Below are 12,521 nucleotides of genomic sequence, written 5' to 3'. Positions count from 1 at the left end.
ACGGATGTCGCGCGGTAGATGATGACGCAGTCGTCGCCGATCGGGTGGATTCGTGATGGTCTGCGCCGTGATCAGCACATAGTGATCACCATGAATTGCGAAAGGCCGTTTCTTCTGCTGTCGGGTCGGCCGACCTCGCGGGGCTGATCACCGACGTTCTGTGTTGCACTGTTTATTCCGACTACGGGGTCAACGCGAATCCTCGCGGTCGAACAGCCTCTTCGACCACAGGTAACCGCCGAGAGCGATGACCGCGCACCAGGTGAGGGCGATCCACGCATTGTCGCCGATCGGCCCGCCCGTCAGCAGGCCACGTAGGGTCTCGATCATCGACGTGAACGGCTGATATTCGGCGAACCAGCGCAGCCCGCCGGGCATGGAGTCAGTGGGGACGAAGCCACTGCCGAAGAATGTCAGCAGCATCAGCGGCATGGGCAGGTTGCTCGCGGTCTCCACGCTCTTGCTCACCTGGCCGAGTGCCACGCAGAGCCAGACGAGCGCGAACGTCGTCGCCAGGAGAAGCCCGGCCGCGGCCAGCCACTCGACCAGGCCCGCGGTGGACCGGAAGCCGATCAGCATCGCCACGCCGATGACGACCGCCACGCTGAGCATGGCCTGGATGACGCTGCCCAACACGTGCCCGGTGAGCACCGAGACGCGGGCGATGTGCATGGTGCGGAATCGGGTGATGATGCCCTCGGCCATGTCCATGGCGATCGATATCGCGGTCCCCTGCACCGTGGTCGTGATGGTCAGCAGGATGATCGCGGGGGTGACGTAGTCGAGGTACTCGGCGCGTCCGCCCGATCCGCCGCCTAGTCCCGCGCCCAGCGTTCCGCCGAATACGGAGACGAACAACAGCAGCATCACGATCGGCATCCCGACGAGCATCACGGTCATCGACGGGTATCGCAGCATGTGCTTGAGGTTGCGGCGCAGCATCGTCGCCGAGTCGCGCAGCGGATGGAATCGGATGCTCGCCGGTGCTCGCCCGGCGAGGGCATGGCCAGAGTCACTCATCGGGAGGCCGCCTTCGAGTCGGGGGAGCCGTGGGTGAGGGAGAGGAAGACGTCGTCCAGGTCGGTGGTGTGCACCGAGAGTTCTTCGACCTCGACGGCACCGGCTGTCAGCTGGTCGAGCAGGGTCTTCAGCGAGTGCAGGCTGCCGTCGCCGGGGACCCGCAGGGCGAGCGCGTCCCCGTCGTAGGAGAACTGATCCAGCACTCGCACGGCTGCGTCAAGGCTGTGCTGATCGCCGAACCGCAGACGGACATGGCCGCCGGGGATGCGGCGCTTCAACTCGTCCGGGGTGCCTTCGGCGACCAGTCGACCGTGGTCGAGGACCGCGATCCGATCGGACAGCTCATCGGCTTCCGCCAGGTACTGCGTGGTCAGGAAGATGGTGACGCCCTCGGCCACCAGCTCTCGGACGATCTGCCACATGCTCAGGCGGCTGCGCGGGTCCAGGCCGGTGGTCGGCTCGTCGAGGAAGATCACTCGCGGCCTGCCGACCAGGGTCATCGCCAGGTCGAGTCGACGCCGCATGCCCCCGGAGTACGTCGAGGCCGGCTTCTCTGCCGCCTCGACCAGATCGAACCGTTCCAGCAGTCCGGTGACGCGCCGCCTGCCCTCGCTTCTGGCGAGGTGATGCAGGTCCGCCATCAGAAGCAGGTTCTCTCGGCCGGTGAGCAGGTTGTCCACCGCCGAGAACTGGCCGGTGACACCGATCGCGGCGCGCACCGCCGCGGGTTCGGCTGTCAGGTCGTGGCCTGCGACGCGGATGTCGCCGCCATCGGCACGGATCAACGTGGTCAGAATCTTGACCGTGGTGGTCTTCCCCGCGCCGTTCGCGCCGAGCAGTGAGTAGACCGTTCCCGGTGGGATGGTCAGGTCGATGCCGTCGAGCACGACCTGGTCGCCGAACGACTTGCGCAACCCGGTCGCCACGATCGCAGGCGTGATTCGTGTGGTGGTCATGGCTCTCCTTACGAACGTCGGACGGTGACGCCGCCGAACGAGGTCTTCGCTCGGATCTCGACGGTCTCGTCGGACTGCTCCGGTCGGTCGGCGGTGTCCAGGAGGTTGTGCACCTGGCCGAATCCGGTGTGCACGTCGAGCCAGGCGGCGGTGCCCTCGGCGATGCCGATCTCCAGATCGCCCATCGCGGTCGCCAGCTCGACCGAGCCCTGCGCGACCTCGCCGATGCGGATACCGCCGTTCGACGTCTTCGCCTCGACGTTCGCGCTCGCCTGCTCGACGAGGATGTCGCCGTTGGCCGAGCGGACCCGGACGTCGCCCGTGGCCGAACCGATCTCGGTGCCGCCGTTGGAGTTCTTCACGACGACGGTCCCGGCCACCGTGCCGACGCGGACTCGTCCGGACCCGGTGTGGACGTCGACGTCGCCGTCGACCGTCGCCGCCGTGACGTTCCCCGCCTCGGTGTGCACTCGGAACGATCCCGTCCGTTCGACGTCGACGTCGCCTGCCGAGGTCTTGAAGCGGCACCCTCCGAGCCTGCCCGTGCCGGTGAGGTCGCCCACCTGCACGTCGGCGGACAACTGCGAGCCGCTCGGCAGGCCGAGGGACACGATGACCGAGCTGCTCCGTCGAGAGAAGTCGAAGAGTCGCTGTCGGGGCCCCGAGATGCGCAGCATGCCGTTCGTGTGGTCCACACGGACCTGCTGGGCGGCGCGCACGTCCGACTCGTCGGTCGCATCGGTCGGTCGCACGTCGACCGTGGTGTCGGCGCGGTCGCTCGCGGCGATCAGGACGGCGCCGACGGCGAGTTCGAGGACGACGGAGATCGGTTCCGGGGTGCTGAATTCGGGCATGGCTGTCCCCTCATCGTGGGTCGGTGGTGAATCCCCGCAGGTCGGGGCGTGATGGTCCGAAGCGGGGGCGGTCAGCGCACCCAGCCGGTGAGGCGTTGTCGGGCTCGCCCGCCGCCGGTCCGCGAAGCGTGCTCGGGGTGGTGCGACGTCGCCTCGGTCGACCGCTGCGGTGTATCCGAGCGCCGCAGCGCGGCCGCGGCCGCGCGCACGAGCCAGGCGTTGATCGAGCGGCCCTCCTTGGCCGCGGCCTCCTCGATGGCGGCCTTGAGCTGCTCGGGAAGCCGCACGTTGATCCGCAGGCTCGGCCCGTCCTCGACGATCGGCGTGTCGCCCTCGTCGGCCGGGTCGTCTCGCCCCGTGTCCGGGCCTGCTTCGGCGGGCGGTGTGGTCACGACGAAGTTCGGATCGCGGCCGCGCAGTCGCAGTTCCACCGAACCGGGTGCCAGCTCGCGCGTGATCTCCTCGCTCGCGGTGGACAGCGCATCCAGCAGAGCCATCCGGATGGCCGACTCCAGCGGGCCGCTGAGCCGCTCGACCAACGCGCGAGCGTCGTCGCCGCCGACCTCGGCGAGCGCGGCGAACTCCCGTCCGAGACTGCTCACATGCGGGGTCAAGTCCATGACGCCACAATGGCACGAAAGTGATGCCATCGCAAGGGGAATCGGCACTTGGATGGCATCACTTTGGCTCAGATATGGCTCGCGTACGCGAAACTGCTGGTCAGCGCGACGGCTCCGACAGCGCGACGTCGTGATTCCGGGCGAGTCGGCCGACATCGATCGGTCCGACGCGGCCTGCCGGTCGGCCGACGGGTCGCCGCCGGCTCAGGGTGCGGTGCGATCCTGATCCGCCTCGGCGGCAGTCCGTGTCCCGCGGCGGATCGCGTCGATCGTCGTCTCCGGCGAGGTGTTGAAGCAGAACACGACGTCGGGGACCAGCTCGACGAGCAGGTTCACCACCTGTTCGAACAGCAGGGTGTGCTCGGTGAATATCCGCACCCCCGCGCCGATCATCACGACCCGCACCGGGTGCGCGGCGACACAGGCACGGATCGCCGCCGCCGCCTCCGTCGGGTCGGTGTCGACCAGGCACGGCACGATGTCGAAGCCCGCCGCACGCAGTGCGGCTTCGCCTGCGGCGATCCGAGCCGTCAGCGTCGCCTCGTCCAGATCCGGATGCCTGCTGTAGTCGAGGACGCTCGGGTGCAGACCGAGCGAGAGGATGCCGGTCACCAGGCCGCCTTCCCGTGACGATCGAAGAAGCCGCCGGTCGGGCCGTCCGCGTCGACACACGCCAGCCGGACGATCGCGTCCGTCCCCTCGGTCAGGCTCTGGAAACCCGTATGGCCGTTGAGGTCGGTCGCGGTGTAGCCGGGGTCCACGGCGTTGATCCGGATGTCGTCCATCGCGTGGGCGTACTGGACGGTGATCATGTTCAGCGCCGTCTTCGAGGCCGGATAGCCGAGCTGCGGCGGCACGATGCCGGCGTGGCGAGGGTCCTCGGCCACGCCGAACGACCCCATTCCGCTGGACACCATCACGACCCTGGGCTGTTCGGCCGCGCGCAGCAGCGGCAGGAAGGACCGCATCACCCGGACCGGCCCGAAGGTGTTCACCTCGAACACCTCCCGCAGTTCGTCCGCCCCGGTGTCGGCAGGCGCCAGGCCCGGGCCGCCGATGCCCGCGTTGTTCACCAGCACGTCCAGGCTGCCCGCCTCGGTGAACACGGTCTTCGCCGCCGCCGCCACGGACTCGTCGGACCGCACGTCGAGCTCGACGAACCGCACGTCCAGCCCCTCCTTCGCCAGCGCCCGCGCCGCCTCGGTGCCGCGTTCGGCATCCCTGGCCCCGAGGAACACCGTCCAGCCGAGGCCCGCGAGGCGGCGCACGGCCTCGCGTCCTAGTCCCTTGTTCGCCCCGGTGACCAGGGCAGTCGTCTTCACCATGTCATGAAGGGTCCATCGGAGCGCCGACCGTCGCCAGGACCGTCGGGGCATGGGATCGGCGGTACCACCCCGCGGCAGTCGTCGGTTCGGCAGGATGGACGGTATGGACCGAGCCGAACTCGCCGTCGTCCTGCGGGCCGCGCGGGCCCGTCTCTCGCCTGCCGACGTCGGCCTGCCCGCTGGTCGGCGCAGGCAGGTACCGGGGCTGCGTCGCGAGGAGGTCGCACAGCTCGCGGGTCTGGGCATCGACTACGTGATCCGGTTGGAACAGGGCCGCGGACCCCGGCCTTCGACCCAGGTGTTGCGGGCTCTGGCTCGGGCGTTGCGGCTCGGCGACGACGATCGGGACACGCTCTTCCGGCTGGCAGGCTCCGCTCCCCCGCAGGCGGGACACGTGCCGATGCTCGTCCGGCCGAACGTCCTGCGGATGCTGGACCGGATGTCGGATCTGCCGGTGCTCGTGCTGTCCGCCAAGTCCGACGTGCTCGCCTGGAATCCGCTCGCCGCCGCGTTGTTCGGCGACTTCTCCGCGCAGCCGCCGGATCAGCGCAACTTCATCCGCCGTCGTTTCCTCGGTGCGGACGCCCGAGCAGGCACGTCCTCGGCGGACACGGGAGGGGCGGACACGGACTCGGATTCGCCAGGCTGTGTCGGCTGCCTGCGCAATGCTCAGGCACGCTATCCGGACGATCCGGACCTGGCCCGGCTCATCGCCGACCTGCGGTCGGGCAGCCCCCGGTTCGACGCCCTGTGGCGGTCCAGTCGCTCCGGCAGGCTGCGCGCGAAGAGCACGACCATCGACCACCCGGAGTTCGGCCGCCTCACCCTGGACGGCGACGTGCTGCTGGTGCCGGAGGACGACCAGACCGTCGTGATCTATTCGGCCGCGGCGGGGACCCCGACCGCGTCGGCGCTGGAACTCCTCCGGGTGACAGGTCTCGAACAGTTCACCGCCTGACCCGGTCACGGGGTCGCCCCGGACCCCCGGCCTCGGGCCGACAGACGGCCGCGGCCGGCGCGGATCGCCTGCGGGCGGCGAAGGCGTCGGTGGGCTCGCCGCTGGTGACCTGGTGCCCGAGCTGCCGATCCACTCTCGATCTTCGGGTGTCGAGTCGTCGCTCTCCGACGCGGCTCGATCGGTCGCGGTCTCGCGAGGCTTCCTCGGCGGCGCCCGCCGCACGCGGGTCTCGATCGGGCGGGCCGCCCCGGTGCTGCCGGGAAGGCTCCCGCGCGGGCCGCGCGAGTGGACACCCGCCTGCGTCACGTCGCGGGGGCGCCGTACATCCCTTGACGGAAGCATCGCCGCGGAGCCATCATGAACGCTCGTTCATGAACACGTGTTCATATTGGAGGCTTCGATGACGAGCGTCGTCAACACCGCGCAGGCGCAGGCCTGGAATGGATACGAGGGCGAGCACTGGGCTGCCCACTACGACCGCTACGACGCCGTGAACGGCGGGTTCAACGAGGCGCTGTTCGACGCGGCCCGGCTCGGTGAGCACGCTCGAGTGCTTGACGTGGGCTGCGGAAACGGGCAGATGACCCGTGCGGCGGCCCGCCGGGCCCCGCTCGGTCAGGTCACCGGGGTCGATCTGTCCGAGCCCATGCTCGCCAGGGCGCGTGACCGCGCGGACGTCGAGAAGGTGGCCAACGTGTCGTTCCAGCAGGGCGACGTGCAGGTGTACCCGTTCCGGGACGGCTCGTTCGACATCGCGCTGAGCAGGTTCGGGGCCATGTTCTTCGCCGATCCGGTCGCGGCCTTCGCGAACATCGGCCGCGCGCTGCGGCCCGGCGGCCGGCTCGCGTTCGTGTGCATGACCGAGCTGTCCGGGACCGACCTCGGCACGGTGCTCGATGCGATGGCGCCCCACCTGCCGCGCCCGACCGGGCCGGACGGGACCGGCCCCACCTCGTTCGCGGATCCCGCTCGCACCCGCTCCGTGCTGTCCGACGCCGGGTTCCGGGACATCGCCTGCACCCGGGTGGAGGCCGACCAGATCTGGGGCCGCGACGTCGACGACGCCGCCGAGTTCATCGGCGGCTGGGGGCCGGTGAAGCACCATCTCGATCAGGTCGCTCCGGACGACGCGGCCCGTGCCGTGGACGCCCTCACGGTCGCGCTGCGGCCGTTCGCCGAGGAGACGGCCGTTCGCCTGCGCGGAACAGCGTGGCTGGTGACGGCTCTACGATGAACCCCTGATGGCACCGAGAAGAGCGGCGGTCCTGCGCGGCGAGGACGACGGACGAAGCCTGCGCGAACATCTGATCGCCACCGCCGAACACCTCATCGCCGACCGGGGAACGGCGGGGCTGACCGTTCGCGCGATCGCGCGCGAGGCGGGAGTGGCCGACGGCGTGCTGTACAACCACTTCGCCGACAAGGAGGAGCTCCTGGCGAACGCCCTGTACAGGTATGTCCGGTCGGTCGAACGCGGCCTGGGTCCGCTCCCCGAGCCCGGTGTCGGCACCGTCGAGGCGGGCCTCCGCGTCCACCTCGCCTACGGCCTGGCCCTGCACAGGGCGATCCTGCCCGCGTTCACCGGGCTGCTCGCCCAGCCTGTCGTGCTCGCCAGGTTCGCGGAACTCCGCGACCACGGCGAGCACTGGCGCGACAAGCTGCTCGGCTACCTGCGCGCCGAGCGGGAGTCGGGACGGTTGGCGGCGGACGCACAGGTGGACGCCGCGGCGGCGATGCTCGTCGGCGTCTGCCACGAGACCGTGCTGTCCGCGCTGCTGCCGTCGGGCACGGCGTCGGGGGCCCCCGCTGTCGAGTCCGTGGTCACCGCCGTGCTGAACGGCATCAGCTGATCCGACAGGGCAGGCAGCCCGACGCGTGGCGTCGAGCATCGGTGGAGGGGGCGTGTCTTCCGGTCGCGGACAGGCCGCGACGTGTCTCGACCGCACCGCGCGGACGAAGCCCGGAGGAGGCCGGTGGTGCGGAGACGACGCAGGCCACGCGACCCTGACGACGTCGCGTCAGCTCTGTGCCATGTCGACGAAGCGGCTGTAGTGGAGCTGGTGGGCCAGGGTGACGGTCGTGGTGGGGCCCGCACGGTGCTTGGCCAGGATCAGGTCCGCCTCACCCATCCGGGGGTCGTCGCGCTCGAAGGCGTCCGGTCGATGGATCAGCAGCACCATGTCCGCGTCCTGCTCCAACGAACCCGACTCACGGAGGTCGGAGAGCATCGGCCGCTTGTCGGTGCGCTGCTCGGGACCACGGTTGAGCTGGCTGATCGCCACGACGGGGACCTCCAGCTCCTTGGCGAGCAGCTTGAGATGCCGGGAGAACTCGGAGACCTCCTGCTGCCGTGACTCGACGCGCTTGCCGGAGCTCATCAGCTGGAGGTAGTCCACCACGACCAGCTTGAGGTCGTTGCGCTGTTTCAGCCTTCTGGCCTTGGCTCGGATCTCCATCATCGTGAGGTTCGGGGAGTCGTCGACGAACAGCGGCGCCTCGCTGACCTCGCCCATCCTCCTGGCCAGCCTGGTCCAGTCGTCGTCGGTCATCTTCCCGCCGCGCATGTCCCCGAGGCGGATGCGTGCCTCGGCGGAGAGCATCCGCATCACGATCTCCGTCTTGCTCATCTCCAGGGAGAAGATGACGCTGCTGAACCCGTGCTTGATGGAGCAGGAGCGGGCGAAGTCGAGGCCGAGCGTCGACTTGCCGACGCCGGGCCGTGCCGCGACGATGATCATCTGCCCGGGATGCAGGCCGTTGGTGACCGCGTCCAGGTCGGTGAACCCGGTCGGCACACCCAGCGACTGCCCGTCGCGCGAGGCGATGGCGTCGATCTCGTCCATCGTCGGCTGCAACAGGTGTTCGAGGGCGACGTAGTCCTCGCTGGTCCGACGCTCGGTGACCTCGTAGATCGCGGCCTGCGCCCGGTCGACGACCTCATCGATCGCGGCGCCCTCCGCGCCGTGGTATCCGAGCTGGACGATGCGGGTCCCCGCCTCGACGAGCCGCCGGAGCACCGCCTTCTCCGCGACGATCTCGGCGTAGTACCCGGCGTTGGCGGCGGTGGGCACGGTGGCGATCAGGGTGTGCATGTAGGGCGCCCCGCCGATCCGGGGCAGCTCGGACCGTCGTTCCAGCTCGGCGGACACCGTGATGGCGTCGGCGGGTTCGCCCCGGCCGTACAGGTCCAGGATGCAGTCGTAGATCGCCTGGTGCGCGGGTCGGTAGAAGTCGTCCGGGCGGACCACCTCCACGACGTCGGCGATGGCGTCCTTGCTGAGCAGCATCCCGCCGAGGACGGACTGCTCGGCGGCCAGATCCTGCGGCGGCTGGCGGTCGAACGTGTTGTCCGCCGCCGCTCCGCGATCGTCGGTCAGAGCCACCTGTTCCCTCCGGTCCTTGCTCCGCGATTCCTGCCGCCGTAGTCGATCCCCGCCACCCCGGTCGGATCGAACCCGGCTCCGGTGACCCGCCCGTCGCCGCTCTCCGACCGAACCGGGTCCACGCCGGAACAGGGTCATCGCCGAAGCCCAGTCGCCGAGAGCGAGTCGCCCCGGAGCCGGTTCGCCCGAGGACGACCCGTCGGCCTGCCGCTGCGGCGCGGCGGCCCCACGCCGCCTGCCGGACCCGGGCGCCGGCACCCGGAGACCGAACGCTAGATCCCTCTTCTGGAGCAGGCAAACACTCCTGTGGACGTGCCTGTGGATAACCTGGGGATGTGTCCGGCGAACTGACCACAGCCTGCGGCAAGCCTGGGGACAACCTGTGGATAACTTGGGTGGCCTTGATGAAATGGCCAGGTCAGCGCCTGTGGATAATGTGTGGGGAAACTACTCGGGACACCAATCGGCGTGTCGCGAAATCTGATCCTTCGGCGTGTCGTTCGACTGGATCGGGCGAAATGATCCACAGGGGCCGGCCAAGCTGTCCACTAGTGCTTCTGAGTGATAACACTGGGCCGATCGGCGCGGTGACGGGCGGGGCGCACGGCGCACGGCACTCGGCTCATCACACTCGGCGAAGTGCTCGACCCGACAGGGGGCAACACGACTCACCTCGCCGAGTGTCGGGTTAGAGGCACTTCACGCTCCGATCGGACCCGAAACAGACGACCGCGACGCCGCCCTGTCGAGACAGGAGCGACGCCGCGGCCGGTGCAGCAGTCGTCGGGCCGATCACTCGGCCGGGGCGACCTCGAGGTTGAACGACACGGTGACCTCCGGGTGGAGCCGGACGCTCACCGGGTGCTTGCCGGTCTTCTTGATGTGACCGGGCAGCTGGATCGCCCTCTTGTCGAGCAGCGGGCCGCCCGCGGCCTTGACCGCGGTGACCACGTCGGCCGTCGTCACCGAGCCGAACAGCTTGCCGCTGTCCTGCGAGGCGCGGACCTGGTGACGTACCGCACCGAGGCCCTCCAGGCTCGACTTGATCTCCTTGGCGTGGTCGAGGTCGCGGATCCGCCTGCCCTCCTGGGAACGGCGGATCGTGGCGACCTGCTTCTCCGCGCCGCGCGTGGCCAGGATGGCCAGGCCTCGCGGCACCAGGAAGTTGCGGCCGTAGCCGTCCTTGACCTCGACGATGTCGCCGGGGCCGCCGAGACCGCTGACGTCAGCGGTGAGGATGAGCTTCATCTTCGCTCCCTACCCTCTCAGCGAGCAGTCGACGTGTAGGGCAGCAGCGCCATCTCACGGGAGTTCTTCACCGCGACGGCGACGTCCCGCTGATGCTGGCTGCAGTTGCCGGTCACTCGACGAGCCCGGATCTTGCCTCGGTCGGAGATGTACTTCCGAAGCAGTGTGGTGTCCTTGTAGTCGATGTTCTGCGGGTGGCCCTTGCGGGCGTCCTTGCAGAAGACGCAGACCTTCTTCTTCGGCTTGCGTACGGGTGGCTTAGCCATTGGTCTTACTCCTGGTTGTCATCCTCATCGGCCGCGATCGTCCTTCGTCGGCCGGAATCGCCGGTGGCCGAACCGCCTAGAACGGAGGCTCGTCGCTGTATCCGCCGGAGCCGCCACTCGGGCCTGCCGGAGGTGCGGAGCCCCACGGGTCGTCGGCGGGAGCGGTACCGCCACCGCCGCCTGATCCGTAGCCGCCGCCACCGCCGCCGCCTCGGCTCACCTTGTTGACCTTGGCGGTCGCGTACCGCAGCGACGGGCCGATCTCGTCGACCTCGAGCTCGACGACGGTCCGGTCCTCGCCTTCCTTGGTCTTGAAGGATCGCTGGCGCAGCCTGCCCTGCACGACGACGCGCATGCCTCGGCTCAGCGACTCGGCGGCGTTCTCCGCCGCCTGACGCCACAGGCTGCAGCGGAGGAACAGCGCCTCGCCGTCCTTCCACTCGCCCGACTGCCTGTCGAAGGTGCGCGGAGTGGAGGCCACGGTGAAGTTCGCCACCGCCGCACCTGATGAGGTGAAGCGAAGGTCTGGGTCTGCGGTCAGGTTCCCGACCACGGTGATTGTCGTCTCACCAGCCATCAGTGCACCTCCGCCCGATCACTTCGAGGCGGCGTCGCGCCGCAGGACCTTGGTGCGCAGCACCGTCTCCTGAAGCGTGAGCTGACGGTCGAGTTCCTTCACCGTGTCCGGCTCGGCGTGCACGTTGAGCAGCGCGTAGATGCCCTCGGCGTGCTTGTCGATCTCGAAGGCCAACCGGCGCCTGCCCCAGACGTCGACGTTCTCCACGTTGCCGCCCGCGGTGCGGATGACATTGAGGAACGTGTCCAGGGACGGAGCGACGGTGCGCTCGTCGAGACTGGGGTCGAGGATGACCATTACCTCGTAATGACGCATGACAGACCTCACCTCCTGTGGTCTCATCGGCCACGGGCTGTCCGTGGCAGGAGGGTCGTCGCGTCGACAACGGAACTACGTTATCAGCGTCGAGCCCGAGCGCCGTTCGGCCCCCGTCACCAGCTCACATGGCCCCACCGCAGACCTCACTCATCCGCCGTCCGTTGGTTACCCTCACCGCATGCCTATCGGTGCGCACGTCGATGCCGACGATCCGCTCGGCACCGCTCGGGAACGTGGGGCGGAGGTCGTGCAGTTCTTCCTGTCCGATCCGCAGACCTGGAAGTCCCCGACCCCCCATCCGCAGGCGGCGGAACTGCGTGCGGCGGGCGTCTCGGTCTTCATCCATGCCCCGTACGTGCTCAACGTGGCATCCACCAACAATCGGATCCGCATCCCGTCCCGCAAGGCAGTGATCGCGCAGGCGGAGGCCGCGGCGAAGACGAACGCCCTCGGGCTGATCGTGCACGGCGGGCATGTCCGGCAGGGCGAGGACCCGGCGGTCGGCGTGGCCAACTGGCACAAGTTCCTCTCTCGGCAGGCTGCCGAGGGCGGCTTCGCCGTGCCGGTCCTGATCGAGAACACCGCGGGCGGGGACGGCGCCATGGCCAAGGGCCTGGACGCGCTCGCGCGGCTGTGGGACGCCGTCGGCGAGTTCGAGCCCGGCTTCTGCCTGGACACCTGCCACGCCTTCGCCTCCGGTGAGGAGCTCTCGGGCCTCGTCGAGCGGGTGCGGGCGATCACCGGCCGGATCGACCTGGTGCATCTGAACAGCTCGCGGGACGCCTTCGGCTCCTTCCGAGATCGCCACGCCAACATCGCCGACGGCACGATCGACGCGGCCCAGCTCGTCGCGGTCTGCGCCGAGGCCAGGGCCCCCGTGATCGTCGAGACTCCCGGGGCGGGCCAGGCGGCCGACATCAGTCATCTACGTCGCGAACTGGGAGTCTGATCCACCGTGCCGAGCGATGATCGGGACACCGTGCAGGCACGGGATCA

General features: G+C 69.4%; 15 protein-coding genes. 4 read left to right on the top strand and 11 right to left on the bottom strand.

All coding sequences use genetic code 11. The annotated features are described in order from the left end of the window. Positions 1–189 precede the first annotated feature (189 nt). The 6 genes from AHOG_RS27895 to AHOG_RS27870 all read right to left on the bottom strand — a co-directional run bounded on the left by AHOG_RS27895 (position 190) and on the right by AHOG_RS27870 (position 4,775). On the bottom strand, positions 190–1,020 hold the full coding sequence (locus AHOG_RS27895) for an ABC transporter permease (protein ID WP_093943959.1): 831 nt from the start codon (positions 1,018–1,020) through the stop codon (positions 190–192). Beyond that, complete coding sequence (locus tag AHOG_RS27890; RefSeq protein ID WP_093943958.1) at positions 1,017–1,976, bottom strand: ATP-binding cassette domain-containing protein; 960 nt, start codon at positions 1,974–1,976, stop codon at positions 1,017–1,019. Before AHOG_RS27890 ends, AHOG_RS27895 begins: the two co-directional genes overlap by 4 nt. An 8-nt stretch (positions 1,977–1,984) precedes the next feature. Then, a complete protein-coding gene (locus AHOG_RS27885) occupies positions 1,985–2,830 on the bottom strand; it encodes a DUF4097 family beta strand repeat-containing protein (protein ID WP_093943957.1) in 846 nt (281 codons plus the stop codon). Between the two features lie 71 nt (positions 2,831–2,901). Then, positions 2,902–3,450 carry a YlcI/YnfO family protein gene (locus AHOG_RS27880; RefSeq protein WP_093943956.1) on the bottom strand — a complete coding sequence of 183 codons (549 nt, stop codon included), beginning with the start codon at positions 3,448–3,450 and terminating at the stop codon, positions 2,902–2,904. 204 nt (positions 3,451–3,654) lie between these two features. Next, positions 3,655–4,062: a hypothetical protein gene (locus AHOG_RS27875; protein ID WP_093943955.1), complete on the bottom strand. Its 408-nt coding sequence runs from the start codon at positions 4,060–4,062 to the stop codon at positions 3,655–3,657. Beyond that, positions 4,059–4,775 carry an SDR family oxidoreductase gene (locus tag AHOG_RS27870; RefSeq protein WP_093944887.1) on the bottom strand — a complete coding sequence of 239 codons (717 nt, stop codon included), beginning with the start codon at positions 4,773–4,775 and terminating at the stop codon, positions 4,059–4,061. Before AHOG_RS27870 ends, AHOG_RS27875 begins: the two co-directional genes overlap by 4 nt. A 94-nt stretch (positions 4,776–4,869) precedes the next feature. Here AHOG_RS27870 and AHOG_RS27865 point away from each other — a divergent pair, with 94 nt between their 5' ends. The 3 genes from AHOG_RS27865 to AHOG_RS27855 all read left to right on the top strand — a co-directional run bounded on the left by AHOG_RS27865 (position 4,870) and on the right by AHOG_RS27855 (position 7,583). Further along, complete coding sequence (locus AHOG_RS27865; protein WP_245856486.1) at positions 4,870–5,733, top strand: helix-turn-helix transcriptional regulator; 864 nt, start codon at positions 4,870–4,872, stop codon at positions 5,731–5,733. A 400-nt stretch (positions 5,734–6,133) separates the two neighbouring features. After that, on the top strand, positions 6,134–6,967 hold the full coding sequence (locus tag AHOG_RS27860) for a class I SAM-dependent methyltransferase (RefSeq protein WP_093943953.1): 834 nt from the start codon (positions 6,134–6,136) through the stop codon (positions 6,965–6,967). 7 nt (positions 6,968–6,974) lie between these two features. Beyond that, complete coding sequence (locus tag AHOG_RS27855; protein ID WP_093943952.1) at positions 6,975–7,583, top strand: TetR/AcrR family transcriptional regulator; 609 nt, start codon at positions 6,975–6,977, stop codon at positions 7,581–7,583. 168 nt (positions 7,584–7,751) lie between these two features. Here the strand turns inward: AHOG_RS27855 and dnaB are convergent, their stop codons facing one another. The 5 genes from dnaB to rpsF all read right to left on the bottom strand — a co-directional run bounded on the left by dnaB (position 7,752) and on the right by rpsF (position 11,522). Beyond that, positions 7,752–9,116, bottom strand: a complete 1,365-nt coding sequence (gene dnaB / locus AHOG_RS27850; RefSeq protein ID WP_093943951.1) for a replicative DNA helicase — start codon at positions 9,114–9,116, stop codon at positions 7,752–7,754. A gap of 792 nt (positions 9,117–9,908) precedes the next feature. Next, a complete protein-coding gene (rplI, locus tag AHOG_RS27845) occupies positions 9,909–10,364 on the bottom strand; it encodes a 50S ribosomal protein L9 (RefSeq protein WP_093943950.1) in 456 nt (151 codons plus the stop codon). A 17-nt stretch (positions 10,365–10,381) separates the two neighbouring features. Continuing rightward, complete coding sequence (gene rpsR / locus AHOG_RS27840; RefSeq protein WP_069853009.1) at positions 10,382–10,630, bottom strand: 30S ribosomal protein S18; 249 nt, start codon at positions 10,628–10,630, stop codon at positions 10,382–10,384. Positions 10,631–10,706: 76 nt separating this feature from the next. Beyond that, positions 10,707–11,207 (bottom strand): single-stranded DNA-binding protein, encoded by a 501-nt coding sequence (locus tag AHOG_RS27835; protein WP_093943949.1) that lies wholly within the window; start codon positions 11,205–11,207, stop codon positions 10,707–10,709. 18 nt (positions 11,208–11,225) lie between these two features. Further along, on the bottom strand, positions 11,226–11,522 hold the full coding sequence (gene rpsF / locus AHOG_RS27830; protein ID WP_093943948.1) for a 30S ribosomal protein S6: 297 nt from the start codon (positions 11,520–11,522) through the stop codon (positions 11,226–11,228). A 181-nt stretch (positions 11,523–11,703) separates the two neighbouring features. Between rpsF and AHOG_RS27825 the strand changes: the two genes are divergently transcribed. Further along, positions 11,704–12,474, top strand: coding sequence for a deoxyribonuclease IV (locus tag AHOG_RS27825; protein WP_093943947.1), 771 nt, complete (start codon positions 11,704–11,706; stop codon positions 12,472–12,474). Positions 12,475–12,521: the final 47 nt, after the last annotated feature.

Origin of the sequence: Actinoalloteichus hoggarensis (assembly GCF_002234535.1) — a bacterium.
Classification (GTDB): Bacteria; Actinomycetota; Actinomycetes; order Mycobacteriales; family Pseudonocardiaceae; genus Actinoalloteichus_A; species Actinoalloteichus_A hoggarensis.
The sequence above is the reverse complement of the archived record's forward strand: the minus strand, read 5'-3'. Positions and strand labels throughout refer to the sequence as shown.

Bases quoted from the DNA above. Each gene is read 5' to 3' on its own strand.
- AHOG_RS27895 (WP_093943959.1), bottom strand. From the start codon at position 1,020: ATGAGTGACTCTGGCCATGCCCTCGCCGGGCGAGCACCGGCGAGCATC.
- AHOG_RS27890 (WP_093943958.1), bottom strand. From the start codon at position 1,976: ATGACCACCACACGAATCACGCCTGCGATCGTGGCGACCGGGTTGCGC.
- AHOG_RS27885 (WP_093943957.1), bottom strand. From the start codon at position 2,830: ATGCCCGAATTCAGCACCCCGGAACCGATCTCCGTCGTCCTCGAACTC.
- AHOG_RS27880 (WP_093943956.1), bottom strand. From the start codon at position 3,450: ATGGACTTGACCCCGCATGTGAGCAGTCTCGGACGGGAGTTCGCCGCG.
- AHOG_RS27870 (WP_093944887.1), bottom strand. From the start codon at position 4,775: ATGGTGAAGACGACTGCCCTGGTCACCGGGGCGAACAAGGGACTAGGA.
- AHOG_RS27865 (WP_245856486.1), top strand. From the start codon at position 4,870: ATGGACGGTATGGACCGAGCCGAACTCGCCGTCGTCCTGCGGGCCGCG.
- AHOG_RS27860 (WP_093943953.1), top strand. From the start codon at position 6,134: ATGACGAGCGTCGTCAACACCGCGCAGGCGCAGGCCTGGAATGGATAC.
- AHOG_RS27855 (WP_093943952.1), top strand. From the start codon at position 6,975: ATGGCACCGAGAAGAGCGGCGGTCCTGCGCGGCGAGGACGACGGACGA.
- rplI (WP_093943950.1), bottom strand. From the start codon at position 10,364: ATGAAGCTCATCCTCACCGCTGACGTCAGCGGTCTCGGCGGCCCCGGC.
- rpsR (WP_069853009.1), bottom strand. From the start codon at position 10,630: ATGGCTAAGCCACCCGTACGCAAGCCGAAGAAGAAGGTCTGCGTCTTC.
- AHOG_RS27835 (WP_093943949.1), bottom strand. From the start codon at position 11,207: ATGGCTGGTGAGACGACAATCACCGTGGTCGGGAACCTGACCGCAGAC.
- rpsF (WP_093943948.1), bottom strand. From the start codon at position 11,522: ATGCGTCATTACGAGGTAATGGTCATCCTCGACCCCAGTCTCGACGAG.
- AHOG_RS27825 (WP_093943947.1), top strand. From the start codon at position 11,704: ATGCCTATCGGTGCGCACGTCGATGCCGACGATCCGCTCGGCACCGCT.